The sequence below is a fragment of the Agrobacterium sp. LR_9 genome, from assembly GCF_041954855.1.
GTDB classification, from domain to species: Bacteria; Pseudomonadota; Alphaproteobacteria; order Rhizobiales; family Rhizobiaceae; genus Agrobacterium; species Agrobacterium leguminum.
This window is the reverse complement of record NZ_JAVAYA010000001.1, coordinates 96,424-122,934: the sequence shown is the minus strand read 5'-3', so window position 1 is coordinate 122,934 and position 26,511 is coordinate 96,424. Positions and strand designations below refer to the sequence as shown.

General features: G+C 59.1%; 24 protein-coding genes. 11 read left to right on the top strand and 13 right to left on the bottom strand.

Annotated elements, in window-relative coordinates; genetic code table 11:
• Position 1: 1 nt before the first annotated feature.
• Both RAC79_RS00580 and RAC79_RS00575 read left to right on the top strand, forming a co-directional pair.
• A complete protein-coding gene (locus tag RAC79_RS00580; protein WP_065654707.1) occupies positions 2–1,006 on the top strand; it encodes a type II secretion system F family protein in 1,005 nt (334 codons plus the stop codon).
• A 9-nt stretch (positions 1,007–1,015) separates the two neighbouring features.
• On the top strand, positions 1,016–2,002 hold the full coding sequence (locus tag RAC79_RS00575) for a type II secretion system F family protein (RefSeq protein WP_065654708.1): 987 nt from the start codon (positions 1,016–1,018) through the stop codon (positions 2,000–2,002).
• A 72-nt stretch (positions 2,003–2,074) separates the two neighbouring features.
• Here RAC79_RS00575 and RAC79_RS00570 read toward each other — a convergent pair whose 3' ends face one another.
• Positions 2,075–2,899: a tetratricopeptide repeat protein gene (locus RAC79_RS00570; protein WP_236780813.1), complete on the bottom strand. Its 825-nt coding sequence runs from the start codon at positions 2,897–2,899 to the stop codon at positions 2,075–2,077.
• 142 nt (positions 2,900–3,041) lie between these two features.
• Between RAC79_RS00570 and RAC79_RS00565 the strand changes: the two genes are divergently transcribed.
• A complete protein-coding gene (locus RAC79_RS00565) occupies positions 3,042–4,436 on the top strand; it encodes a M17 family metallopeptidase (protein ID WP_174038715.1) in 1,395 nt (464 codons plus the stop codon).
• A 108-nt stretch (positions 4,437–4,544) separates the two neighbouring features.
• Here RAC79_RS00565 and pncB read toward each other — a convergent pair whose 3' ends face one another.
• The 7 genes from pncB to RAC79_RS00530 all read right to left on the bottom strand — a co-directional run bounded on the left by pncB (position 4,545) and on the right by RAC79_RS00530 (position 11,414).
• On the bottom strand, positions 4,545–5,849 hold the full coding sequence (gene pncB / locus RAC79_RS00560) for a nicotinate phosphoribosyltransferase (RefSeq protein ID WP_174038714.1): 1,305 nt from the start codon (positions 5,847–5,849) through the stop codon (positions 4,545–4,547).
• 211 nt (positions 5,850–6,060) lie between these two features.
• Positions 6,061–6,420 carry a hypothetical protein gene (locus tag RAC79_RS00555; protein ID WP_080852826.1) on the bottom strand — a complete coding sequence of 120 codons (360 nt, stop codon included), beginning with the start codon at positions 6,418–6,420 and terminating at the stop codon, positions 6,061–6,063.
• 95 nt (positions 6,421–6,515) lie between these two features.
• On the bottom strand, positions 6,516–7,367 hold the full coding sequence (locus tag RAC79_RS00550; RefSeq protein WP_174038713.1) for an NlpC/P60 family protein: 852 nt from the start codon (positions 7,365–7,367) through the stop codon (positions 6,516–6,518).
• 18 nt (positions 7,368–7,385) lie between these two features.
• The gene (locus RAC79_RS00545) at positions 7,386–7,730 is read right to left on the bottom strand and encodes a helix-turn-helix domain-containing protein (protein WP_174038712.1); all 345 of its coding nucleotides are present in this window, start codon (positions 7,728–7,730) and stop codon (positions 7,386–7,388) included.
• A gap of 363 nt (positions 7,731–8,093) precedes the next feature.
• On the bottom strand, positions 8,094–9,200 hold the full coding sequence (locus RAC79_RS00540) for a DUF475 domain-containing protein (protein WP_065654712.1): 1,107 nt from the start codon (positions 9,198–9,200) through the stop codon (positions 8,094–8,096).
• Positions 9,201–9,491: 291 nt separating this feature from the next.
• Positions 9,492–10,409, bottom strand: coding sequence for a DMT family transporter (locus RAC79_RS00535; RefSeq protein ID WP_174038996.1), 918 nt, complete (start codon positions 10,407–10,409; stop codon positions 9,492–9,494).
• A gap of 123 nt (positions 10,410–10,532) precedes the next feature.
• The gene (locus RAC79_RS00530) at positions 10,533–11,414 is read right to left on the bottom strand and encodes a LysR family transcriptional regulator (protein ID WP_065654870.1); all 882 of its coding nucleotides are present in this window, start codon (positions 11,412–11,414) and stop codon (positions 10,533–10,535) included.
• A 106-nt stretch (positions 11,415–11,520) separates the two neighbouring features.
• On the opposite strand from RAC79_RS00530, the gene RAC79_RS00525 reads away from it, so the two are divergent.
• Positions 11,521–13,017 carry a CoA-acylating methylmalonate-semialdehyde dehydrogenase gene (locus RAC79_RS00525; protein ID WP_003524451.1) on the top strand — a complete coding sequence of 499 codons (1,497 nt, stop codon included), beginning with the start codon at positions 11,521–11,523 and terminating at the stop codon, positions 13,015–13,017.
• A 92-nt stretch (positions 13,018–13,109) separates the two neighbouring features.
• Here the strand turns inward: RAC79_RS00525 and RAC79_RS00520 are convergent, their stop codons facing one another.
• Positions 13,110–14,159, bottom strand: a complete 1,050-nt coding sequence (locus tag RAC79_RS00520; protein ID WP_223215597.1) for a Fe(3+) ABC transporter substrate-binding protein — start codon at positions 14,157–14,159, stop codon at positions 13,110–13,112.
• Positions 14,160–14,332: 173 nt separating this feature from the next.
• Between RAC79_RS00520 and rirA the strand changes: the two genes are divergently transcribed.
• The 7 genes from rirA (at position 14,333) to RAC79_RS00485 (ending at position 20,602) form a co-directional block, all read left to right on the top strand.
• Positions 14,333–14,803: an iron-responsive transcriptional regulator RirA gene (gene rirA, locus RAC79_RS00515; protein WP_059759126.1), complete on the top strand. Its 471-nt coding sequence runs from the start codon at positions 14,333–14,335 to the stop codon at positions 14,801–14,803.
• 170 nt (positions 14,804–14,973) lie between these two features.
• Positions 14,974–16,020 carry an AbrB family transcriptional regulator gene (locus RAC79_RS00510; RefSeq protein WP_078051540.1) on the top strand — a complete coding sequence of 349 codons (1,047 nt, stop codon included), beginning with the start codon at positions 14,974–14,976 and terminating at the stop codon, positions 16,018–16,020.
• Positions 16,021–16,161: 141 nt separating this feature from the next.
• Positions 16,162–17,073: an ABC transporter substrate-binding protein gene (locus tag RAC79_RS00505; RefSeq protein WP_003524447.1), complete on the top strand. Its 912-nt coding sequence runs from the start codon at positions 16,162–16,164 to the stop codon at positions 17,071–17,073.
• Positions 17,074–17,166: 93 nt separating this feature from the next.
• Complete coding sequence (locus RAC79_RS00500) at positions 17,167–18,333, top strand: ABC transporter permease (protein ID WP_174038711.1); 1,167 nt, start codon at positions 17,167–17,169, stop codon at positions 18,331–18,333.
• Positions 18,330–19,268, top strand: coding sequence for an ABC transporter ATP-binding protein (locus tag RAC79_RS00495; protein ID WP_142844180.1), 939 nt, complete (start codon positions 18,330–18,332; stop codon positions 19,266–19,268). The genes RAC79_RS00500 and RAC79_RS00495 overlap by 4 nt, the downstream gene beginning before the upstream one ends.
• A complete protein-coding gene (locus RAC79_RS00490) occupies positions 19,265–20,005 on the top strand; it encodes an ABC transporter permease (RefSeq protein ID WP_142844182.1) in 741 nt (246 codons plus the stop codon). Before RAC79_RS00495 ends, RAC79_RS00490 begins: the two co-directional genes overlap by 4 nt.
• A gap of 108 nt (positions 20,006–20,113) precedes the next feature.
• Positions 20,114–20,602, top strand: a complete 489-nt coding sequence (locus RAC79_RS00485) for a gluconokinase (protein WP_161987754.1) — start codon at positions 20,114–20,116, stop codon at positions 20,600–20,602.
• Here the strand turns inward: RAC79_RS00485 and RAC79_RS00480 are convergent.
• The 4 genes from RAC79_RS00480 to RAC79_RS00465 form a co-directional block, all read right to left on the bottom strand.
• A complete protein-coding gene (locus tag RAC79_RS00480; protein ID WP_161987718.1) occupies positions 20,599–21,900 on the bottom strand; it encodes an FAD-binding oxidoreductase in 1,302 nt (433 codons plus the stop codon). The genes RAC79_RS00485 and RAC79_RS00480 overlap by 4 nt on opposite strands.
• Before the next feature lies 1 nt (position 21,901).
• Positions 21,902–23,263 (bottom strand): glutamine synthetase family protein, encoded by a 1,362-nt coding sequence (locus RAC79_RS00475; protein ID WP_003524441.1) that lies wholly within the window; start codon positions 23,261–23,263, stop codon positions 21,902–21,904.
• A gap of 254 nt (positions 23,264–23,517) precedes the next feature.
• Positions 23,518–24,765 (bottom strand): FAD-binding oxidoreductase, encoded by a 1,248-nt coding sequence (locus RAC79_RS00470; RefSeq protein WP_174038710.1) that lies wholly within the window; start codon positions 24,763–24,765, stop codon positions 23,518–23,520.
• Between the two features lie 101 nt (positions 24,766–24,866).
• Complete coding sequence (locus RAC79_RS00465) at positions 24,867–26,507, bottom strand: ABC transporter ATP-binding protein (RefSeq protein ID WP_174038709.1); 1,641 nt, start codon at positions 26,505–26,507, stop codon at positions 24,867–24,869.
• Positions 26,508–26,511: the final 4 nt, after the last annotated feature.

The following is a 26,511-nucleotide window of genomic DNA, read 5'->3' as shown; positions in this document are numbered from 1 at the left end:
CATGGACCCGACAATAGCGTTACTGGCCGTACTTGTCGCCATCTCGGCAGGAGCACTCGCCTACGTCTTTCTTTTCCAGCAGATAGAGGTCGAGAAAAAGACCACAAGCCGTTTCAAGCGGGTGCAGGCGGCAGAGACGGATCACGTAAATATCAAAGCTGCACGCGATCGGGTCCAGGAACTCAGCAAGCGCCGCAAATCCATGCAGGACAGCCTGCGGGATATGGAAAAGAAACAAAATGAAAAGGCGAAAAAAGCGAAGAATGTGAGCCTGCGCGATAAACTGGTGCAGGCTGGGCTGGCAATCTCCGTTCGGCAGTTTCATCTCCTGAGCGCAGGTGCTTCGGCTCTCGCCACTCTCATCGCGCTTCTATATGATCTATCATTAATAACCGCCCTGCTCATAGGCGCAGTAGTTGCTTTAGGGCTGCCCCGTTGGGTATTGGCGTTCATCCTCAAGCGCCGGCAGAAAAAATTCCTTGAGGAATTTCCCAATGCGCTGGATGTCATGTGCCGCTCAATCAAATCCGGATTGCCGCTGAACGACGCCGTGCGACTGATCGCGTCCGATGGTCAGGAGCCGGTGAAAACAGAGTTTCAGCGGGTCGTAGATGCGCAGCAGGTTGGTATCGGGATTCCCCAAGGGATAGAGCGTATGATGCTGACCATGCCGCTTTTCGAAGTCAGCTTCTTCAGCACCGTCATCAATATCCAGGCACAGGCGGGCGGCAATCTTTCGGAGGCATTATCCAACCTTTCAAAGGTATTGCGTGACCGAAAGAAAATGCGCGCCAAAGTGAACGCTCTATCGATGGAGGCAAAAGCGTCGGCCGTCATTATCGGCGCATTGCCTTTCATTGTGATGCTGCTGGTGCACTTCACGTCGCCCGACTATCTCGCGGTCCTCTTCACGGATATGCGCGGGCACATCATTCTGGGTGCATCCGGGCTATGGATGCTCATCGGAATTTTCATCATGCGTCAAATGATCAATTTCGATATTTGAGGGTCACCGATGACAGGAAATCTCCTTTCAGACCTGACAAATCCGCAAACTATAATTGCGATTCTTGTAACAGTGGCGGTTTTCGCCACCCTTTATACGCTCATTACGCCTTTCTTCGAACGAAAGGACTTTGCCAAGCGAATGAAGGCCGTATCGTCCGAACGGGAACTTATTCGCAGCCGCGAGCGCGAGCGTCTGGCAACTGCAACCAGAGACGGCAAGGCCTCCCTGCGTGGCAACAACAACAAGTCCGCACGGCGAATCGTCGAAAAATTCAATCTCCAGGAAGCGCTCGCCGACAAGAACACAATGAACAAGCTGCGAGCGGCCGGTTTTCGTTCGCAAAATGCGCTTAATACATTTCTTGCCGCCCGATTCATATTGCCGTTCATTTTTCTGGCCGTCGCATTCACCTGGATTTTCGTTCTCGGAAATCTTGCGGATAAAGCCTTCTTCATTCGACTGATGGCCGTTCTTCTTTTCGGCTATATCGGCTTTTATGCTCCCAATATCTACGTTTCTAACCGCATGACCAAGCGACAGGTCTCGATCAAGCGGGCTTGGCCAGATGCACTTGATCTCATGCTGATTTGCATCGAATCCGGTGTTTCGATGGAAGCGGCCATGCGCCGCGTGGCGGAAGAGATGGGAGAACAGTCGCCTGAACTTGCGGAAGAAATGATCCTGACGACAGCGGAATTGTCCTTCCTTCAGGACAGGCGTGTCGCGCTTGAGAATTTTGGTATGCGCACACAACTGGACGGTGTCAAAAGCGTGGTGCAGGCCCTCATCCAGGCGGAACGATATGGCACGCCGCTCGCACAGGCTCTGCGTGTTCTGGCGCAGGAAGGTCGAGACGAGCGAATGAATGAAGCTGAGAAAAAGGCCGCAGCGCTGCCGCCCAAACTGACTGTACCGATGATAGTGTTCTTCCTGCCGGTTCTCATCGCCGTTATTCTCGGGCCTGCCGGCATTCGTGTCGCCGACACGTTCTAACGACGGAAACGCGCAGGAGCGAAACCGGAAATCGTTCGATCAGGGCAACCCTTCTATACCTGCGAAAGCGTATCAACCAGCCGGCTTGCCGTCCTTTTTCGCCAGTTGCTGCCAGGAGTTCTGCTGCGAAAGCATGGCACGCAGATAGGTGAGGTTTGCCTGTGCCTGCTGTGGCGAGAGTTCCTGAACCGCGATGCGCTCGGCTTCGGCAAAGCGGCCCTGTAGACCGACCACGAGCGCGAGGTTCTGGCGAACGCGGCTATCGGCGCCCGGCTGGGCGATGGCAGATTGCAGATATGTTTCGGCAGTGCGCGGATCGCTCGACAGGACATAGGACATGCCGAGGTTGGACAACACGCTCGGGTCGTTCGGCTTCAGGTCAAGCGCCTGCCTGTAGCGGGAACGCGCCTCGTTCGAGCGTCCAAGCTGATCGAGCACGGCGCCCTCGGCGGAATAAAGCCTCCAGTCGGGCCGGTCCGGCGTCTGTGCACGCTGGATGGTCGAAAGCGCCTGTTCCAGCTGGCCGGCGGCGGCCTGCGATTTGCCATAGGCGGCAAGGACATCGCGGTCGGCCGGATTGGCGATGGCGATCTGCTGCATGACGGCGAGAGCCTGTGTGTTCTTGCCGGTCATCATCAGCACGCTGGCATAATTCATGCCGACCGATTTATCCTTGGGGCTGCGTTCATAAGCTTTGCCGGCGCTCTCCTCCGCCTGCCGCAGCTGCTCCATGTTCATCTGATCATAGGAGCGTGTGGCGGCCGGAATGGACCCGGTGGACATGCGATCAGGCTTGTTGGTGCTCGCGCATCCTGAAACCGCAAGAACCAATGCGGCAAGACATGCTCCCCGCAGCAACCCTGTCCGGCCTGTCTCGCCCAAAGAAAATGCAGTCATGGCAGCGCCCCCGCCCAAGAATGATCGATCTTGCGCCCGACACACGACAGACTCACATGACGCAACTTTCGCTTAAGCAATAATCTGTTAACCCTAACAGAGCGTTAATCGCACCGATTCTCGACATTTACGGAAGCATACAATGGCGCCCTATCAGTTCATCGAACGCCCGACCCCTTTCAGCTCCAAGGCCGGCAGCACATTGCCGGTTTTCGCCGTCACACCGGCCCATATCGAACAGGGCGCCATCGACCCTGTCGCTCTGGATTGGGCGAAGAAGGCGGGGTTCAAGGCGGAGGCAGGCGCCATCCTGCTCGTTCCTTCCGCCGATGGCTCGCTGGGTGGCGTGCTTCTCGGCCTCGGCGGCAATCCCTCGGAAATCCCCTTCATCACCGGGAAACTCGCCCGTGAGCTGCCGGAAGGCGAATGGCACATCGAGACCGCACCCCTGACGGCCAATCGCCTCGCTCTCGGTTTCGGTCTCGGCAGCTACCGCTTCGACAAATACAAGACCACCAAGACGAACGGGGCAAAGCTCCTTATTCCGCAGGACGCGGAAGACGGCGAGATCAAGCGCGTTCTGGCCGGTGTTTTCCTTGCGCGCGACCTCATCAATGTTCCGGCCAACGACATGGGTCCGGATGAGCTTGAGATTGCCTTTCGCGCGCTTGCCGCCCACTACAAGGCAAAGGTGAAGGTCTCCACCGGCGATGATCTGCTCAAGGAAAACTTCCCCCTGATCCATGCTGTCGGCCGGGCCAGCGAAAGCGCGCCGCGGCTTCTGGAGATGAACTGGGGCAAGAAGGGCAATCCGCGCCTCACCCTTGTCGGCAAGGGCGTCTGCTTCGATACAGGTGGCCTCGATATTAAACCCGCCGCCTCCATGGCGCTGATGAAGAAGGATATGGGAGGCGCGGCCAATGTGCTCGGCCTTGCGCTGATGATCATGGATGCGAAGCTGCCGGTCGATCTTCGCGTTCTCGTGCCCGCGGTCGAAAACTCCATCTCCTCCAATGCCTTCCGCCCCGGCGATATCTACCGCAGCCGCAAGGGGCTGACGGTGCAGATCGACAATACCGACGCTGAAGGCCGTCTTGTTCTGGCCGATGCGCTGGCCTATGCGGACGAAGATGCGCCGGACCTGATGATCGACATGGCAACGCTGACGGGTGCCGCACGCGTCGCGCTCGGCCCGGATCTGCCGCCCTTCTACACCGATGATGAGGATCTGGCGCATGATATCGCGGAAGCCAGCATCGACACGGACGATCCGCTGTGGCGCATGCCGCTCTATATGGGCTACGACAAGGATATCCGCTCACGCGCAGCCGATATCACCAACGCGCCTTCGGGCGGCATGGGCGGATCGATCACCGCCGCCCTGTTCCTGAAGCGTTTCGTTACCAATACCAGGCGCTGGGCGCATTTCGATATTTACGGCTGGTCTCTAAGCGAGAGACATCACTCCTCGATCGGTGGGGAGGCGCAGGGTATCCGCGCACTCTTCCATTACATCGCACACCAGTTCGCGAAGTAATCTGCTGATAGGTTCGGGCTTCCACGGGCGCTTCGTCAACCGGAGCGCCCGTTCTCAATTCAGAGCATTTCCGGATGAAAACCGGGCTCCACTTTTCCTGGAAAAGCTTTAAACCAGAACCTTCTGTTCCTTGTGGTCTTCTTCGCCGAAGAACTTCAGGTAGCGCTTCACTTCGGCCGGGTCGCCGGTAGCCTTTTGCGGATTGTCCGAGAGCTTCACCGCCGGCCGGCCATTGGCGTCGCTCACCTTGCAAACGATAGAAATCGGCTTGAGGCTGGCGATGGTTTTTGGCGCGCAACCGGCAAAATCATTGGTGAGGTTGGTGCCCCAACCGAAGCTCATGCGAACGCGGCCTTCGAAATGCCTGTAGGTATCGATGATGGCGTCGACATCGAGACCGTCGGAGAAGATCAGCATCTTCTTGCGCGGATCGCGGCCCATCTTCTGCCACCACTCGATGATCTTTTCCCCACCTTCGATCGGCGGCGCACTGTCGGGACGGAAACCCGTCCAGTCTGCCACCCATTCCGGCGCGTTGCGCAGGAAAGCCGCCGTGCCAAAGGCATCAGGCAGCACGATCAGCAGGTTGCCGCCATAAAGCCGGTTCCAGTCCTTCAGAACCTGATAGGGGGCAGCAGCCAGCTCCTCATTCGTTTGCGCCAGCGCTGCTACCACCATCGGCAGTTCATGCGCGTTCGTGCCCACGGCTTCGAGATCGGAATCCATGGCGAGCAGGACGTTACTCGTACCGGTAAAGGCGGGCCCGATGCCTTCCTTCAGCGCTTCGACGCACCAGCGTTGCCAAAGGAAACTGTGGCGGCGGCGGGTGCCGAAATCGGAAATGCGCAGGCCCGGCAGCTCCCGCAACCGCTCCACCTTCTCCCACATCTTGGCCTTTGCGCGGGCGTAAAGCACATCGAGCGTGAAATAACCGAGCGAACGCATGGCGCTGCGCGAGCGCAACTCGTTGATGATGGCGAGCGCCGGAATTTCCCAGAGCGTCGTGTCCATCCAGCGGCCATGAAAATTCAGCTCATATTGCCCGTCGCGCTTGAAAAGCTCATATTCCGGCAATTGATAGCTCGACAGCCAGGAGAGGAATTCCGGCTCGAAAATCTGCGAGCGGCCGTAGAACGTGTTACCCGCAAGCCAGATGTTTTCCTTCTTGGAAAGACGCAGGGTGCGTGCATGATCGAGCTGTTCGCGCAGCTCCATCTCGTCGATTTCTTCCGCCAGCCGCACCGTCTTCGTGCGGTTGATAAGCGAAAACGTCGCATCGACTTCCGGATAGAGTTTCCAGATCATCTGCAACATCAATAGCTTATAGAAATCCGTATCGATCAGGCTGCGGACGATAGGGTCGAGTTTCCAGGTATGATTATGGACACGGGTGGCTATATCGGTCTTCGTCATACTCGCATTCCCCAATATCGGCCAAAGGTCAGAATAGCCGATGTCACTCCGCACCCCGGCAGGTATCAACCTGTCATGCGGAAGATTTATCTGAAAAAGCGACAACAAGTCCAGAGCACCGGCCAGGCAAATGCCCGCCGCCACCGCCCGCGCATCGATTTTCCGAAGAGCGCAATGGGGTTTTCGGTCCGCTGCTTGGAGCGATGCCGCCTCAGAAGGTCGGGTCTACGGGGTTTATGCCGGGATACCAGTCCTTGGAAACCGGGTTTCTGCCGCCGAAGCTGGAAATTCCGTTTTCATCGGTGCAGCGGTAACCCTGAACGGGAAGTCCACGGCTGCCGAAAACATTCCGGTAGGGGCCGCGGGAATATCCGGTCGAGCCAAGTGCGCTGTGGCAATTGTAACGGACCTTTGGCTGCAGCGTGCGCGGATCCTTGACGCCGGGCAGGTTTGCATAGGCATCCGGCGCGGGAGCAAAACCATTCTGGAAAACCGTCTGCGCCTGCGCTGACGCGCTGAGCAAAACCGCCGCGAAGATCGCTGCCAATCGTGTCGCCGTTCTTGTCTTCATCGATGCCGGTCCCGAACCATCATCCAACCGATGTAGGCGGTCGGCGGCTCTCGCACAAAGGGCCTCACAGGCACAATTTCGTGAAAGCCGCCTTTTCAGTCTTCCAGGCGGCGGAAAGCCGTCGGCTTTTCGTAAAGCCAGCCGATGCGCTCGATGGCCGCATCGAGATTTTCGCGTGCGACATTCATCGTATGGCCATTGGCATGCAGCAGAACTTCCTCGTTTTCCATGAGGCCGACATGGCCCTTCCAGAAGACGAGATCGCCGCGGCGCAATTCATCCCGCTCTATTTCTACGCCGAGCGACTTCACCTGCATGTCGGTATCGCGCAGAACCCGCCGGCCCGCCATGGCCATGGAAAGCTGCACAAGGCCGGAACAATCGATACCGAAGCCGGAACGGCCGCCCCAGAGATAGGGGGTCTCAATAAAGCGCAGTGCTACCGCCACATAATCCTCTTCAAGCGCCGCATCCACGGCGCGACAATGGGCGGCGATGATGCCTTCGCCCTTCTCGGTCAGCAGGTAACGGGTGCCGCGTGTCTCCGCCTCACCAACGATGCGGATGAGACTGCCCATGGACAGCGCTGCGACCGGCGGTTTGCGCAATTCAGCGGCTGGATAGAGAAAAGTGCGCGGTGCAATCACCCGATGGGTGGCGACAACGACATCGCCGATCGCCGTTTCCGGCACATAGCCGGCATAACCATCTGCATCCGCCTGCACCCATGCCCAGCCATTCGCGTGCTCGAAAACACGGACGGTTTCGCCAGACAGCAGCTCGGTATCGATGCCGGCGGCAAGGTCCGGCGTCGGCCGCAGGCCAACAACCGGCACCGCGATCTGCGCGGGCGAGCCGCTGACGAAACGTTCGGCCTGCACGACGCCCTGCAGCTTTTCATCGGCGAGATCGGAGCGGAAGACATTCAGGCGGCGGTCGAGCATCATGGGTTTCACATCCAGAGGTTAGATCTTGCGTGCCTGATCAATAATCAGATCGCCGAATTTTTCCAGATAAAGCGAACCGGCCACCGTGCGTTTTATCACGACATTGCGCTTGTCCCGCTCATCCCGAACCCGGTCGACCAATCCAAGAGCACCCAGACTGTCGAGGGCGCGGGTAATAACCGGTTTGGTCACACCCAGCATGGCGGCGATACCGCGCACGGTGTGCGGCGGCGGCACGAGATAAATCTGCAGCAGGATGGCGGTTTGACGCAAGGTCAAATCCGGCTGATCGTCAATGACCTGCGCCGTGGATACACGATGCCAGAGACCCAGAGCCTCCGTGGGCGACAATTGTGCAGGCAAACCGTGACCCTTCCAGTCGTTGTCTTATCGTTTTCATTCAACCGAACGGAAAACTCAAGAACCATCCCGCACAAACAGAACCGCCGCACGGCGCAGATTAGAAAGATCGCGCGGCGCGGCGGTATTTGTTGACCCGTTTTCGAGCCATCATGTCCCCTCTGGACTTGCAGAATGAGATGCAGGAAGCGTGCCAGTTTTGATGCAGCGCACAAATACCCGTAAAAACAGCAACTTAAGGCATTAACTCCGCCTTGTGGCGAAATTTTCCGCAAAGGACAACTAGCAACAAAAACAGGCAAAAAATAATTCAATGATTAAAAACTGCCTTCCGCCGCGACAGCGGAAGGCATGGGTAAATGCGGATCAGATCTCCGCGCCGCGCGCGGCCTCGACCGCATCGACATTCTGTCGCCGGTTATAGCGGATCGACGACCAGAGCGAGATACCGATCAGGCCAGCGCCGCCAAGGCCCGTGATGACCTCCGGAATATGCACCATGGTCTGCACGTACATGATGACGGACAGGATGAGGATTGCATAAAAGGCGCCGTGCTCCAGATAGCGATATTCGGCCAGGGTTCCCTTCTCGACCAGCATGATGGTCATCGAACGCACATACATGGCGCCGATACCGAGGCCGATGGCGATGATGAAGAGATTCTGCGTCAGCGCAAAAGCGCCGATAACGCCATCGAAGGAGAAGCTGGCATCCAGCACTTCGAGATAAAGAAACGCACCGAAGCCGCCTTTCGCCGCGCCTTCCAGCATTTCCTGGCTGCGGTCGAGAATGCCGCCGACCACTTCCACCAGCAGGAAGGTCAAAAGACCCCAGATCGCCGAATGGAAGAAGGTGTTGGCCGCGACCGGACCAAGTTCCGGATTGTCACTAGCACCGATGATGCGGGAAAAGATCAGCATGACGACCAGCACGAAGGCAATCTCGATGCCCTTCACGGAGGAATAGGTTGCAGCCTTTTCCTCGATCCAGCGCACCCAGTGCACGTCCTTTTCATGGTCGAAGAAGAAGTTGAGACCGACCATCATCAGGAAGGTGCCGCCGAAAGCCGCAATCGGCAGATGGGCGTCACGCATGATTTCCGCATAACGTTCCGGCTGCGTGGCCGCCATGACAATCGCCGTCCACGGGCCGACATTGGCCGCGACGACCACGATGAGCAGCGGGAAGACGATACGCATGCCGAAAACGGCAATCAGGATACCCCAGGTCAGGAAGCGGTGCTGCCAGACCGGTGTCATATCCTTCAGCTTGTTGGCGTTGACGATGGCGTTGTCGAAGGAAAGTGAGATTTCCAGCACCGCCAGCACGACGCAGATGAAGAAGATCGTCGCCGTACCGCCGACCGTTCCGGTCATTTCCCAACCGAGATAACCGCCGAGGATCAAACCGACCACGGTGACGATAAAAGCCCACTTGAAGTAGGTAAGCGTGTTTTTCTGGGCAGCGCTCATGTCCGGTCGCCTCCCATAAAGAGGGCGTTCAGGGGCCGACGCAGGGCGTCAGGCCGCACGCAGAAAGCACGCGCGCGAAGCACATTCAGGTTTTTCATAGTTTTTAATCCGCCGGCCAATTTTTGCAGGCGGTACCGACATCGCGAGAGCGCCGTAAAACTCTCGCCAGAGGGGCCCGGCACCTTTGTTTCCTCTGCCGTTGCGAGACAAATCATCGCAGGGCTCTTTCTTACTCCCTGAAGATCACGCCTTCGTCAAGTCCCGTGATCGTGATCGAGGCTGTGAGGAAGATCAAACCTGCTCTGCTGCCAGGTCTTCAGCGGTTTCGCGGCGGCGTTTGAGAGTATTTTCGCGGAAGAAGATATAAAGGCCGGAAAGAACGATCAGACCCGCGCCGACGACGATACTCGTCTGCGGCACATCGCCGAAGAACAGCCAGCCGAAAATGACCGCCCAGAGCAACAGCGTATATTGCAGCGGCGCGACGGTGGCGGCATCGGCGAGTTTAAGCGCCCGGTTGACCAGCACATGCGCCGTCATGGCGACGACGCCGAGCAGGCCGAGGAAGGCGAGATCGAAACTGGACTGAACCGGCAGCCATCCCGATGGCGTGAGGAATACCGCGACAATGCCCGCAAGCGCCGCACCGATGATCTGCCAGAAGGCAAGCACCGTATCCGGCGTATTGCGCAGCTGACGACCGGATAACATCATGAAAGCGAAAGCGGCACTGCCAAGGATCGAAAACAATGCTGCGGAGGTGAGGCTTGCCGAACTGGGTTTGAGCGCAATGAGAACGCCGACAAAACCGATGGCGATGGCCGTCCAGCGACGCCAGCCCACCTTTTCTCCGAGCAGAAACGGCGAGAGCGCCGCCACATAGATGGGGGCGGCCAGCCAATAGGTCATGACATCGGCGAGCGGCAGGGCCGCGACCGCGAAATAGAAACAGAAAAGCTCTGCGGTGGAAAAGAAAACGCGCGCGAACTGAAGGCCGGGACGTTCAATTCTGACAAGGCCGGAGGGGCCGGCACGCCAGACGATCGGAACGAGGATAATAAGCGCCGCCGCGCTGCGGATGAGGATCACCTGACCCTGGCTATAGGTGGCTACGAGCCATTTCCCCATGGCGTCGTTCAGTGCGAAAAGCAGCATTCCAAGCAACATGACGGCCACGCCGAGGCCAGTCGGCGAAAGCTTACGTATCATAGACATGTCAGTTCCGATCTCTCCCAATGGCTGCATTGGTCGTCCAGCCTGCCATCCTTTGTCAAGCCCCGAACTGCCGGGCCGAAACAATTAATAGTACTAATAATGTCGGCATGTGGGATGTCAGGCGAAGATTCGCCGTTCTTCGGCTACGAGTTCCTGGAGAAAATCGACCACCGTGCGGACGCGGACCAGTTGACGGGCGGATTCGTGATAGGCCGTCCAGTAGGACCGGCTGATGGTGAGTTGCGGCATGATCCTCAGCAGTTCGGGATATTGCCCGGCGATATAATTGTGCAGGATGCCGATGCCCGCACCGGAACGCACCGCCTCGGTCTGCCCGGTGGCGCTGGAGATTTCGAAGGCGGCGTCCCAGTCGCGCATGATCTCACCGGTAAAGTTCAGTGAAGGCGAAAAGATCAGGTCCTCCACGTAGCCGATCCGCCTGTGGCGCTTCAGCGCCTCTACATCATCAGGCGTTCCATAATCGGCCAGATAATCCGCCGAGGCATAGAGGCCCAGCGAATAGTCGGTGAGCTTTGAAAACATCAGCCTGCCCTGCTCCGGCCTTTCGATGGTGATGGCTATATCGGCCTCACGCTGCGACAGGGAGAAAGAACGCGGCACCGGCACGAGCTGGATTTTCAGATCGGGATAACGCGCCGTCAGCCGGCCGAGCCGCGGCGCGAGGAAAGAAACGCCGAGGCCATCCGGCGCGCCGATGCGCACCGTTCCCGCCACCGCCGTATCCACACGGCCGAGATTTGCCTGGGCATTCAGCATTTCGGTTTCCATCCGCTCGGCCCCGGCAAGAAGGCGCTGACCCTCTTCGGTCAACTCGCAGCCATTGGTGCTACGCAGGAAGAGCTGCGTGCCGATGGCCGCTTCCAGTGCGGAAATGCGCCGGCTGAGGGTGGCATGGTTGACGCCAAGTTTTCTGGCCGCCGAAAGAAACTGGCCGCTTCGAGCGACGCTTAGAAACAAACGCACATCATCCCAGTTCACGGCACCCTCCTTATGTCTATTTTTGCACAATGGATGCTTATTTCAGGCGATTGATTTGTGCAAATCGAAAGGTAATGCTGCGCCATCACATTCTGGAGGAACACCCATGAAGGAAATCGGTCATTTCATTAACGGCAAGCATGTGCCGGGCACCAGCGGCCGCACATCGAATGTCTACAACCCGGCCACCGGCGAAGTTCAGGCAACTGTCGCGCTTGCAAGCGACGCCGAACTGCGCGCCGCCGTGGAGAGCGCCAAGGCTGCGCAGCCGAAATGGGCCGCCACCAACCCGCAGCGTCGCGCCCGCGTTTTCTTCAAGTTCGTCGAACTTCTGAACCGCGACATGAACGAACTGGCGGTGCTGCTCTCCAGCGAGCATGGCAAGACCGTTGAGGATTCCAAGGGCGATATCGTCCGCGGCCTCGAAGTCTGCGAATTCGTCTGCGGCATTCCGCATCTGCAGAAGGGCGAATTCACCGAGGGTGCCGGCCCGGCCATCGACATGTACTCGATCCGCCAGCCGGTTGGCATCGGCGCGGGCATTACGCCGTTTAACTTCCCCGGCATGATCCCGATGTGGATGTTCGCGCCGGCGATTGCCTGCGGCAACGCCTTCATCCTTAAGCCTTCCGAGCGCGACCCGTCGCTGCCGATCCGTCTTGCCGAACTGATGATCGAAGCCGGTCTTCCGGCCGGCATCCTCAACGTCGTCAACGGTGACAAGGGCGCCGTCGACGCCATCCTGACCGATCCCGATATCGGCGCGGTCTCCTTCGTCGGTTCGACGCCGATCGCCCGCTATGTCTATGGCACGGCCGCCATGAACGGCAAGCGCGCGCAGTGCTTCGGCGGTGCGAAGAACCACATGATCATCATGCCGGATGCCGATCTCGACCAGGCGGTAAACGCGCTGATGGGCGCAGGTTACGGTTCGGCCGGCGAGCGCTGCATGGCTGTTTCCGTTGCGGTTCCGGTTGGTGAGGAGACGGCAAACCGTCTCGTCGAAAAGCTCATTCCGCAGATCGAAAGCCTGAGAATCGGCCCCTATACCGACGACAAGGCCGATATGGGTCCGCTCGTCACCAAGGAAGCGCAGACGCGCGTCAAGGGCCTGATCGACAGCGGCGTCGCACAGGGTGCGAAGCTTCTGGTCGATGGCCGCGACTTCAAGCTGCAGGGCTATGAGGACGGCTATTTCGTCGGCGGCTGCCTGTTCGACCACGTGACCCCTGACATGGACATCTACAAGACGGAAATCTTCGGACCCGTTCTCTCCGTTGTTCGCGCCAAGAATTACGAAGACGCGCTGGAACTGCCGATGAAGCATGAATATGGCAACGGCGTTGCCATCTATACCCGCGACGGCGATGCCGCCCGCGACTTCGCAAGCCGCGTCAATATCGGCATGATCGGCGTCAACGTTCCGATCCCGGTTCCGCTTGCCTATCACTCCTTCGGCGGCTGGAAGGCTTCGAGCTTCGGCGACCTCAACCAGCACGGGACGGATTCGATCAAGTTCTGGACAAAGACCAAGACGATCACCTCGCGCTGGCCGTCGGGTATCAAGTCGGGCGCTGAATTCGTGATGCCGACAATGAAGTAAGCCGGGAAGCCGGTACACAAGCAAAAGCCCCGCTGGAAAAACAGCGGGGCTTTTTATTGGATTTCGGCTGGGCGGTAAGGGCTGCGCCGGGATCAGTTGGTCGGGCCGTCGTTGAAACCCACTTCATCCACCAGTTCGGACGCCTGCTTGCGATGGGCGGCTATGTCCGTCAGCGGCAGCTTGTCCGGATTGATGGGGCCGAAGCCCTTCACGACATCGGATGGCTCCGCGCCGGGCAGCACCGGATATTCGAAGACCTGCTTGGCATAGATTTCCTGCGCCTCGCGGGAGGCCAGGAATTCCATAAGCTTCAGCGCATTGTCTTTGTTGGGGGCGTACTTCGTCAGCGCCATGCCGGAAATATTTACATGTGTGCCGCGATCGCCCGCATTGGGGAAGATCACCCGCACCGATCCAGCCCATTCCTTTTCTTCCGGCTCGCGATCATTGGTCAGCATCAGGCCGACATAATAGGTGTTGCCGAGCGCGATGTCGCATTCACCGGAAAAGATCGATTTCGCCTGGCTGCGGTCGGTTCCGTCAGGCTTGCGGGCGAGATTGTTCTTCAGGCCGGTCAGCCATGTGCGGGTATAATCGACGCCATGATGGGCAATCATCGAGGCGATCAGCGCGATATTATAGGAATGCTGGCCGTCGCGAACGCAGATCTTGCCCTTCCATTTCGGATCGGCAAGCTCCTCATAGGTAATGTCCTTCTGGGTCACCCGCTCCTTCGACGCATAGACCACCCGACCGCGCGTGGTGAGACCAAACCATTCGCCCTCGGGATCGCGCAGATTGGCTGGAATATCCTTTTCGATGACGGGATCGTTGAGCACCGGCTGGGTAACCTTGCCCTCCTTCGCCTCGACGAGACGGGCGATATCGACCGTCAGCAGCACATCCGCGGGCGAATTGACGCCCTCGGCCTGAATGCGTTCCACCAGCCCCTTATCGAGAAAAAGCACATTCGCCTCTATCCCGGTTTCCTTCGTGAAAGCATCGAGCAGCGGCTGGATCAATTCAGGCTGGCGATAGGAATAGACGTTAACCTCCCCTTCTGCCAGAGCGACGGGCGCGGCGACAAGGATCGTCAACCCTGAAAAAACGGCAGCGGAAAAGTATGATTTCAAGCTTGCCATTATGAATGCCTCCATTACATTCCGATTCTTGACTTGTTTGTTCATGAATCATCCGGACGGTCAACAAGGCTGTTCGAGAAATATCGGATGGGTGCCAGTTTTTTCAGTTTCTGGAATTGTTCTAAACTGAAAAAGAGACTATATAACTCCACATTGAGAGTTAGGAGACCAGCATGCGCTTGACCAAACAGACCAACTATGCCGTTCGCATGTTGATGTATTGCGCCGCCAATGAAGGCCATCTGAGCCGCATTCCCGAGATCGCCAAGGCTTATGGCGTTTCGGAGCTGTTCCTGTTCAAAATCCTGCAGCCGCTCAACAAGGCGGGCCTGGTGGAAACCGTGCGCGGTCGTAACGGCGGCGTGCGTCTTGGCAAACCCGCCGAAAAGATCAGCCTGTTCGACGTGGTGAAGGTGACTGAAGACAGCTTCGCCATGGCGGAATGCTTCGAGGACGGTGCTGTGGAATGTCCGCTTGTGGATAGCTGCGGCCTCAACTCGGCGCTTCGCAAGGCGCTCAATGCGTTTTTCGACGTTCTGGCGGAATATTCGATTGACGATCTCGTCAAGGCGCGGCCCCAGATCAACTTCCTGCTGGGCCTCGATACGGAAATGCCGAAGATCGCCGCCCTTCCGGCTGCCTAATCATCCCATTGCCGTATCGGCAATTGCCATAGCCCGTGTCCTTCAGTCCACGGGCTTTTCTTTTATAGAATACGCATGAAATGTAATATTTTTGATCCTGCGTGTTGACGTCGCGAATGGAAGCGGCGCATTTGGTCGCGAGCTTTTTCAAGCAACCAATCAGCGTCGCAATGATCATCAAGCCTGAATTCCATACATTTGCACTCACCGCGCTCGTCGGCAGCATAGGGGCGCTCCTCGCCAGCCTCATCGATATTCCGGCGCCTTTTCTTTCCGGCCCGGCGCTTGCCGTGACGATCACGGGGCTGGCCGGTGTAAGGCTTGGCGTTCCCGCCTTCATCCGCAATGCCTGTTTCGTCGTCGTCGGCATCTCTATGGGAACGAGCGTGACGCCCTCCGTGATCGACGCCGCAAAGACCTGGCCCGTGAGCTTCGTCGTTGTGCTCGTCGCTGTCGTTATCATGCTCTATGTCGCCTACTGGATCCTGCATTACGGCTTCGGTTACGACCGGACAACGGCGATGCTGGGCGCCTCTCCCGGTCATCTCAGCTATATCATCAGCCTCGGCGCCGAGACGAAAAGCGACCTTGCGACCGTCAGCATCGTGCAAAGCGTGCGGGTCCTGGCGCTGACGCTTTCCGTGCCGCTGATCGTCGAATATTTCGATCTCGTCAGCACGGAACCGCTTGTGGCCAACCCGCCAATGGGTCTTTTCACGCTGGCGCTGACCATCGGCGCATCGCTTCTGACCGGCTGGCTTTTCCTGCGCTGGAAGTTTCCGGCCGCGCTGCTGCTTGGCGGCGTCGCCATTTCCATCGGCACCCACATTACCGGCCTTACCGAAGGCGGCGTTCCCACCTGGCTCAGCCTGCCCGTCTATGTGCTGATCGGCTGCCTTATCGGCACGCGCTTTTCGAATGTCTCACTGATGGACGTGCGGAAAGGCTTTCTGGCCGGCTTCGTCGTCACCATCGCCGTGATGCTGATTGCCGGAAGCATTGCCTGGATGATTTCCCGGGTGACCGGCGTTCCGCTCAATGCCGTCATGATCGCCTATTCGCCGGGCGGCCTGGAGACCATGGCAGCGATGGCGGTGATGATGCATGCCGATACCGCCTATGTCGGCTCCCACCACGTCATCAGGCTCCTGTTTCTTTCCGTTCTAATGCCGCTGGTCATGGGCAAGGACGCACGCAAGCGGGACGGCGAAACCTGACCGTCGGCGTGTAGCCGGAGCCATCGGCGCGAAAACGCAGATGGCATGCAACCATTTTTCCTCCCGGCCGTTTATATTCGGCCGCAATTGCGGCGGCGATCTTTTGCCTGTTTGGCAGGCTGACCCACCGGAGGAACATTCATGAACCGCTTGATGACGTTGACGGGCGCCGGACTTGCGCTTGCCCTTTCTGTTTCCATCGCTCAGGCGCAGGTGGTCGTGTCGTCGAAGATCGACACGGAAGGCGGTGTTCTCGGCAACATCATCCTCGCCGTCCTTAACCAGAACAAGATCGAAACGACGGATCGCATCCAGCTTGGCGCCACGCCGGTTGTGCGAAAAGCGATCACCGCCGGTGAGATCGACATCTATCCGGAATATACCGGCAACGCCGCGTTCTTTTTCTCCAAGGCGGACGATCCGCTCTGGAAAGATGCGGCCAAGGGCTATGAAGAGGCGAAAACACTTGACTTCGATGCCAACAAGATCGTCTGGCTGACGCCATCGCCGGCCAACAACACCTGGGCGATTGCGCTGCGCAAGGATGTCGCCGACAAGAACAATTTGAAGACGCTTTCCGATTTTGGCAAATATGTCGCCGATGGCGGCGAAGTCGTGCTTGCCGCATCTTCCGAATTCGTCAACTCCGCCGCCGCGCTCCCTGCATTTCAAACCACCTATGGCTTCACCATGAAGCCTGACCAGCTGATCACGCTTTCCGGCGGCGACACCGCGGCCACGATTGCCGCCGCCGCCAACCAGACCAACAATGCCAATGCCGCCATGGTCTATGGCACGGATGGCGGCATCGCGCCCTCCGGTCTTGTGGTGCTGGAGGACGACAAACATGTGCAGCCGGTCTATCAGCCAGCGCCGATCATTCGCGAAGAGGTTCTGAAAAAGCACCCGAATATCGAAGAGCTGCTGAAACCGGTGTTCGAAAAACTCGATCTCGCAACGCTGCAGGATCTGAACGCCCGCGTTCAGGTGGGCGGCGAACAGGCCAAGACCGTGGCGCTCGACTTTCTGACAAAGAACGGCTTCGTCAAGTAGCCGCTCGCGGTGCCGGAGGGGGTTGCGGGAACCGGTGCGTTCCTGTGGTCCCCTCCCAAATCATACACGGGCCAAAAGACAGGGGAGCAGGATTTGACGAAATGGCCTGACAAAGTGGGCGTTGTGATTTCGTGCCTGCTTCTTTATGCGCTTTTTGCCTCACCTTTCATGACATTCCGTGCCAACCGGATCGTTCAGGGCGAGACACGAACGGTCTTTGAAGCTCTTCCGGGTTCGGCTGCAACTGTTCTCGTCACCATCGTTCTTCTTTCGGCCTTCATCGCCTTTTTCCGATTCCCTACGCGATTGAAACTCGCATTCGCGCTCACCGGTCTTGCGGCACTGGCGGTTTTCGTCGGGCAAGCGGCATCTTTCCTCATGCCGGAGGGTAACGGTTTTGCCCGCGTTTCACCTGCCAGCGGCTTCTGGCTGATATTTGCCGGGCTGGCTCTGCTCGCCACGGATTGCATTGCCCGTCTTGAGCCGAAGCCCGCTGCCCGGATTTTGTTGCTGCTGGTGGCCATCGCCGCGCTCGCGGCCGTGCTGACAAGCGGCCTCTGGAACGACCTCTCCATCATCAAGGAATATACCGGCCGGGCCGATACATTCTGGACCGAGGCTTTGCGGCATGTGGAACTTGCCATCGGCTCGCTGATCGCAGCGACCGTGGTGGGCATTCCCCTGGGGATACTCTGTTACAAGGTCGAGCGGTTGCGCGCAGGCGTACTGAACAGCCTCAACATCGTCCAGACCATTCCCTCCATCGCCCTTTTCGGCCTTTTGATCGCCCCGCTCGGGTGGATCGCGGCCACTGTGCCGGGTGCCGCGAAAATCGGCATTGCCGGCATCGGCATGGCGCCCGCTTTCGTGGCGCTTTTTCTTTATTCGCTGCTGCCGGTGGTTTCCAACACGGTGGTCGGTCTTTCGGGTGTTTCGCAAGCGGTACGGGAAGCGGCGCGCGGGCTCGGCATGACCTCGGTGCAACGGCTGCTGCGGGTGGAATTTCCGCTGGCCATGCCGGTCATCCTCACCGGTATCCGCATCGTGCTGGTGCAGAATATCGGCCTGGCGACGATTGCCGCCCTGATCGGCGGCGGCGGCTTTGGCGTTTTCGTATTTCAGGGCATCGGGCAGACAGCGATGGACCTCGTGCTGCTCGGCACCGTGCCGACGGTTCTTCTCGGCTTTGCCGCCGCGATAACACTCGACGCCATCATCGACAGCAATCTCTTCAGCGCAGGCGGAAGGCAAAAGGCATGATCGAAATCGACACCATCACGAAACGATATGGCGATGCCGCCGTCGTGGATCAGGTATCGCTGACTGTCGCGCCGCGCACCGTCACCGTCATCGTCGGCACCTCCGGCTCGGGAAAGACCACTCTGCTGCGCATGATAAACCGGCTGGTGGAGCCCACCTCCGGCACGATCCGTATCGATGGTGAGGATGTCAGCGCGATGCCCGGTTTCAAGCTGCGCCGCCAGATCGGCTACGCCATTCAGGGCCATGGCCTGTTTCCGCACCGGACGGTGGCCGAAAATATCGCGACCGTTCCGCAGCTGATCGGCTGGGATCGCAAGCGGATCGAGGCGAAGATCGATGCGCTGATGCATCTCTTCCAGCTCGATCCCGCGCTTTATGCCGACCGTTTCCCGCATGAACTCTCAGGCGGTCAGCAGCAGCGTGTCGGCGTGGCGCGTGCGCTGGCCGCCGAGCCGAACATTCTTCTGATGGACGAACCATTCGGCGCGCTGGACCCGGTGATCCGCGCCAAGGCCCAGAACGATCTTCTCGATATCCAGAAAAAGCTCGGCGTGACCGTCGTTCTCGTCACACACGATATGGACGAGGCTTTTCATCTGGCGGATCGTATCGCCGTGATGGACAAGGGCCGTATCGTACAGGACGGCCCGCCGGCCGAACTGGTGCTGAAACCGGCGACGGATTTCGTGCGCACCATGATCGGCGAAAACGAACGGGCGCTGAAACTGCTGTCCGTTCTCTCCGTTGCCGATGTCGTGGAGCCGGGAAACGCAGAGGGCGAACCGCTCAGCGAGCATACAAGCCAGCGCGACGCCCTGTCGGCTATGTTATGGGCGGGCTGCGATGCCTTGCCGGTCGTCAGGGACAATGGGCAACCCGCCGGCCGGGTTCGGCGTGACGTTCTCCTCCAGCGTGCCGCCGGAGCCCCATGAAAAACGCCTTATCCTTGTTTGCCCTCGGTTTCCTGACGCTGGCGCTGATCATCTTCCTTGCCGTGCCGCAGGTCTTTGCGCCGGTGTTCCGCCCTCTCGTGCAGGCGAATGCGCCGGCAATCTACACGCAGGCCAATCTGTTTTCCCTCACGCTGTCGCATCTGACCATTGTGGCGATTGCCACGGGGCTGGCCACGCTCACGGCGGGAGCGCTCGCGGTTCTCGTCACCCGGCCGTTCGGGGCGGATTTCCTGCCGCTGTCGCGCAGCATCGTCAATATCGGCCAGACCTTTCCGCCGGTAGCGGTGCTGGCGCTGGCCGTACCGATGATCGGTTTTGGCGAAAAACCAACGCTCATTGCCCTGTTTCTCTATGCGCTTTTGCCGGTATTCGAAAATACGCTGACGGGTCTTACAACCCTGCCCGCCACGGTGATGGATGCCGCGAGAGGCAGCGGCATGACCGGCTGGCAACGCCTTGTCAAAGTGGAGTTGCCGCTTGCCCTTCCAGCCATTCTCGCCGGCATCCGGCTTTCGGCGGTCATCAGCCTTTCCACCGCAACCATCGGCTCGACCGTCGCGGCGCGCACCCTCGGCGAAGTGATCATTGCCGGCCTGCAATCCAACAATCTGGCCTTCATTCTTCAGGGCGGGCTGATCGTTGCGGCGCTGGCGATCCTGATTCACGCTGCCTTTTCCGCCCTGGAGAAGAGTGCGGCGCGCAAAACCGGGCACTGACCCAGGCAAGCCCCGCATTTTTATATTCCCGATGCCTGCCGCACATGGTAGGGGCTGACCGTCGAAACAGAAACATTCGAGGTTCGGGTGACACAGGCAATTGTCGTGATGGGAGTGAGCGGCTCCGGCAAGTCCACGGTCGCGGAAGCAGTGGCGAAGAAACTGGGCGTTCCTTTCATAGAGGGCGACAAGCTTCACCCGAAATCCAACGTCGATAAAATGTCCGAGGGTATTCCGCTGACGGACGAAGACCGCTGGCCCTGGCTCGATCTGATTGGCGCGGAACTGCGCAAGGGCAGCGAAAGCAACGGTGTCGTCGTTTCCTGCTCGGCGCTCAAGAAAATCTATCGTGACCGGCTTCGCAAGGCCACTGGCGGCCCGCTGGCTTTCGTCTATCTGGATGGCAGCCTGGAGCTTCTCAGCCGGCGCATGGGCGAACGCAAGGGCCATTTCATGCCGCTTTCGCTGCTTCAAACCCAGCTTGCCACGCTGGAAGTGCCGACTGGCGAACCGGGGGTCGTGACCGTCAGCATCGATGCCACACCGGAGGATATTGCGAATAACGCACTTTCCGGTTTAAAGACGGTGACGTTCTAAAATCCGAGCCTGTCGCGCAGGCCGTACCACCACGCGCCAAGCACGGTCAGCGGCACCCGGAAGGTCTTGCCGCCGGGGAACGGATAGTTCGGCAGCGAGCTCCAGATATCGAAACGTTCGGCGTGGCCGGCAACGGCCTCGCCCAGTATCTTGCCGAGCAGATGGGTTGTCGTAACACCATGGCCGCTGTCGCCATGCGAGAAATAGATATTGTCCGACAGCCTGCCCATATGCGGAATGCGCGTCAGGGTCAGCGCGAAATTGCCGCTCCAGGCAAAGTCGATCTTCGTTTTTTCCAGTTGCGGGAAGGTTTTGAGCATGTTCGGGCGGATCACGCCCGTGAGGTCAGCCGGATCGCTGCCGCCATAACCGATGCCGCCGCCATAGAGCAGGCGATTATCCGAGGTCCGGCGGTAATAATCGAGAATGTAATTGGCATCCTCGACGCAATAATTGGCGGGCAGAAGGGCCTCGATCAGATCGGCATCGAGCGGCTCCGTCGCCATGACCTGGCTTGAGACCGGCATCATGCGGTCGCCGATTTCTGGCAAGAGTTTGCCGAGATAGGCGTTGCCGCAGACGAGGACATATTTCGTCTTCACGCTGCCTGTTGCCGTGCGCACCACGGGGTTTGCGCCCTGCTCCACCGCAATGACCCGCGAATTTTCGAATATGCGCGCACCGAGGCTTTCCGCCGCCGCCGCTTCGCCCTGCACCAGATTGAGCGGGTGGATATGCCCGCCGAAGCGGTCGATCATGCCGCCGGCATATCGATCGGTCTTCACATACTGGCCGACATCCGCCTTCGAGACCATTTCGAGCCCGCCATGGCCGTGTTTCGCCCAATGGGTTTTGTGAGCCTCCATCTCGCGAATCTGTTTCGGCGTGAAGGCGGCGAAGAAACCGCCATCGACGAGATCGCAATCGATGGCGTATTTGGCAATGCGGTTGCGGATGATCGCGCCGCCTTCAAGCGACATTTCGCCGAGTTTCACCGCCTTGTCATGCCCATAGCGGCCAGCGATGGTCTCGAGATCGCGGCTATAGCCGTTGACGATCTGGCCGCCATTGCGACCCGAAGCGCCGAAGCCGACGCGGACGCCTTCCAGAACGATGACGGAATAGCCGCGCTCACTGAGTTCCAGCGCGGCGGAAATGCCGGTGAAGCCACCGCCGATGATGCAGACATCGGCGTCCAGCGCGCCTTCGAGCGTCGGCCGCACGGTTTTGACATTCGCGGAGGCCGCATACCATGACGATGTGTGGCCGGGATTGGGAATGTTCGTTACCTCAGCCATTTCACACCGTCCTGATATAGGCGTCATATTCGACGTCGGTTACACGCAGGGAAAATTCGGAAAGCTCCTGCTGCTTGCAGGCGGAAAACAGCGTGCGGTACTTCTGGCCGAGCGTCGCATAGGCAAAGCTCGACCGCGTGAAGCGCTGCAACGCATAGTCCCAGTTGGTGGGCAGCGGCTCGTGATTGATCGCATGGCTGTCGCCGGCAATTGCGCCTCCCGGTTGGCGCTTCTCCTTCATGCCTGCCAATGCGGCGCTCAGGATCATCGCGACAACGAGATAGGGATTGGTATCGGCGCCGGCGACCCGGTGTTCGATACGGGTCGCGGCCTTGCTGGCAACGATGACACGCACAGCCGCCGAGCGGTTGTCAATGCCCCAGGAGGCGTAGGTCGGTGCGTGTTCGCTGGGGGTCAGACGTCGATAAGAATTGGCATGGGGGGCGAAGATCGCCATGCTTTCACCCATGTTTTCCAAGAGGCCGCCGACCGAATGCATCAAAGCATCCGATGGGCCATCCTCTCCGGCGTAGATGTTCCTGCCGTCCCTGTCGAGAACGGAAAAATGCACGTGCATGCCGTTGCCGGCCTGCAACCCATAAGGCTTGGCCATGAAGGTGGCGTCGAGATCATGCCGCCGCGCCACGCCCTTGACGATACGTTTCAGAAAGACCGCGAAATCGGCCGCCTGCAACGCATCCGGAACATGATTGAGGTTGATCTCATATTGGCCGGGACCGTTTTCCCGCAACGTCGTATCGGCAAGCACGCCCTGTGCGCGGCAGGCCGTGGCAATATCATGGAAGACGTCCTCGAAATCCTGCAGTTCGGAAATCGACAGAACCTGTGTCTGGCCCGTATGCCAGCGGCCCTCGCGGCTGTGCGGCGGACGAACGGGATCGAGCGCGGAGCGGACGGGATCGATCAGGTAAAACTCGAGTTCGGTCGCCACGACCGGGGTGAGGCCGGCTTTTTTATAGGCGCCCAGAACCTGCGCCAGCACATGGCGCGGATCGCCATAAAAGCCGGTTCCATCCGGGTTTTTCATCGCCAGCAGAACCTGCGCCGTCGGGCGGCCAAGCCATGTCACCCGCGACAGCGTGCCTGGAACGGGGAAACAAAACCCGTCCGGATCGCCCGTGCCTTCCGCGAGACCTGCGGCATGCACGTCCCGGCCCCAGATATCCAGCGCATAGACCGACCGGGGAATGGCCATTCCCTTTTCAAGAACGTCGATTGCCCGTTCGCGCGGAATCCATTTGCCGCGCGGCACGCCGTTCGCGTCTATGACGAAAGCTTCGAGAATTTCGATATCGGGGTTATCGGCGAAAAATTTCTTTGCGTTTTCAATATCATCCATCATGCACCAGCAAGCCGTTTCCATCTCGTTTCATGCGCAGCGAGTTGCGCTAACGAAAGTCGTCCTGCTGCTGATAGATGAGAAACCTCGCCACCATGATGACGTTTCGCCCCTTTTCCCCTTTAGATCATTACATGATCTAAATTATATAGTTAGAACGGGATTTCAGGCGAAAACCGCTTACACTTTTCGCCATCCCGCCCCAGCATGCGACCATGTTACGTGGCCTGTCCCCGGAAGGCCAGCGGATTTAGCTATCAGGGATTGAACCTTTCAGGGCGATAGGCGTCGATGGCGATAACCGGCGTTTCACCCAGCATGGTTTCCGCCAATACACGGCCGGTGATCGGCCCAAGTGTAAGGCCATGGTGGGCGTGCCCGAAAGCAAACCACAATGTTTTATGGCGCGGCGCTTTGCCGATGATCGGCATCATATCCGGCGTGCAGGGCCGCGCACCCATCCACGGTTCCGCATCCAGCCGGCCGCCGAGAGGAAAGACGGTGCGCGCCACCCGCTCTGCCCGCTCGATCTGCACGGGAAATTTCGGTGCATCGCGTTCGGCAAATTCCGCGCCTGTCGTCAGGCGGATGCCCTTTCGCATCGGCGCGAGGAAATAACCGCGCTCGGCGTCGATCAGCCAGTTATTGAGCTTCGTGCCCTCCTGTGGCGCATAATGCATGTGGTAACCGCGTTTCACGCCAAGTGGAAAGCGATAACCCAGCCGTTCCGTAACGATATCCGCCCAGGGGCCAAGCGCCACGACGGCATGTTCGGCCTCGACCGCGCCGGTTTCGGTGCGCACCGTCCACCCGCTCACCGTCTGGCTGAGGGTGGAAGCGTCGCCCCTAACGACGCTTCCGCCGAGGCTCTCGAACAGCCGGACATAAGCGAGCGTCAGCGCATGAGGATCGCGTACCGACCAGGGATCGTTCCATTTCAGGCCGCCGACGAAATCATGGCTCAGATGCGGTTCGGCTGCGGCAAGCTCCTCGGCGTCGAGTTTCGTATGGGAAATGCCATGGTCGCGCGCCAGACGCTCGGCGAAAGCAAAATCGGCATCCCGCCTTGCGGCGGTTCTGTAGGCCTCCATCCAGCCGTTCTTGACGATCAGATCACCGGCTTTCGCCTCCTCGATCAGGATATTGTGCTCCGAAACCGAATGCTCGATCAGCGGCGCATAGGCGCGGGCAATTGCCGCGTGGCGCGAGGCTGCGGAATTGTACCAGTAGCGGCCGAGAAAAGGCGCGATCTTCGGCAGGGCAAAGAGATGATAGCGGGCATCGATGCTGTTGTTCAGGGAATAGCGCAGCAACAGGGCGAGATCCTGCGGGAAGGCATAAGGCACGACGCCTTCTCTCTGGATCAGCCCGGCATTGCCGAAGGAGGTCTCCTCACCCGGTCCGCGCCGGTCGACCAGCACCACCGACTTACCCCTGCGGGCCAGTTGCAGGGCGATGGAGACCCCGATGATCCCTGCCCCCAAAACGATCACATCCGCTGCCATGGCAATCAATCCGTTTCCGCGTCACATGCCACTCAACATGGGTCGGCATTTTCCGCGAAGCAACAGAAAAATCATCACCTTAACAGAAACAGCAATGCAGCCTACTGGCTTATCGCCTTCGTTTTCATCGCCTCGATGTTGAAGGCGGCCGCCAGCAGCGCCTTGGTATAGTCCTGCTGCGGGTCGGCGAAGATTTCCGCCGCCGGGCCGCTCTCCACCACCTTGCCATGGCGCATGACGATCAGGTGGTTGGCGAGCGCCTTCACCACCTTCAGATCGTGGCTGATGAAGAGATAGGCGAGTTCGTGCTTCGCTTGCAGATCGCGCAGCAGATCGACCACCTGCGCCTGCACGCTCATGTCAAGCGCGGAGGTCGGCTCATCCAGCATGACGAAACGGGGTTTAAGCACCATGGCGCGGGCAATGGCGATGCGCTGGCGCTGGCCACCGGAAAATTCATGCGGATACCGCCAGCGCGTCGCGGGGTCGAGACCGACCTCTTCCAGCGCGGTGGCGACACGCGTATCGCGCTCATCGGCAGACAGAGACCGCTCATGCACCTTCAAGCCCTCGGCGACGATCTCGCCGACCGACATTCGCGGGCTGAGCGACCCATAAGGATCCTGAAACACCACCTGCAGCCGGTTTCTGAGCGGCTTCATCATCTCGTAAGAATAGTGGTCGATCGACTGGCCGATGAAGCTGATGCGCCCTTCAGACGCAATCAACCGCGAGAGCGCCAAACCGAGCGTCGTCTTGCCGGAACCGGATTCGCCTACCACGCCCACCGTCTGGCCGGCGCGCAGGGTAATATCGATGCCGTCCACCGCCTTCACATGGTCGACCACCCGGCGCATCAGCCCCGCCTTGATGGGAAACCAGACCTTGATATCGTCACCCTGCATGACCACGGGTTTGCTGGCGTCGGAATGCGGCGGCTCGCCCTTCGGCTCCGCCGCCAGAAGATGGCGCGTATAGGCGTGCTGCGGATCGTTGAAAACCTGCTCCACTGTGCCGGTCTCGACAATCTTGCCCTTGGTCATGACGCAGACGCGGTCGGCAAATTTGCGGACAATGCCGAGATCGTGGGTGATGAACAGCATGGACATGCCGTGCTTCGTCTTGAGGTCGCTCAGAAGTTCGAGGATCTGGGCCTGAACCGTCACGTCGAGCGCCGTCGTCGGCTCATCGGCGATCAGCAGTTTCGGCCGGTTGGCAAGCGCCATGGCGATCATCACGCGCTGCCGCTGGCCGCCGGACAATTCATGCGGATAGGCCTTCAGGCGTTTTTCCGGTTCGCGGATACCCACCTGCAGCAGCAGTTCCAGCGTGCGCGCCCGTGCCTGCGCTCCGGTGATTGCCTGATGCAGTTCCAGAATCTCGCCGATCTGCCGCTCGATGGTGTGGAGCGGGTTGAGCGAGGTCATCGGCTCCTGGAAAATCATGGTGACGTCGTTGCCGCGGACCGCGCGCAGGGAGCGTTCCGGCAAAGTCAGCATATCCTTGCCGTCGAACAGGATTTTCCCCGAGGGATGGCTTGCCGCCGGATAGGGCAGCAATTTGAGAATGGAGTTCGCCGTCACGGACTTGCCGGAACCGGACTCGCCGACGAGGGCAACGACTTCGCCCGGCATCAAATCGAAGGACACATGATCGACAGCGATGCTCGTCGCGCCGCCTTGATGAAAGGCGACGGAGAGATCGCGGACGGAGAGAAGCGGTTGGGTCTTTGTTTCCGTCATGGCG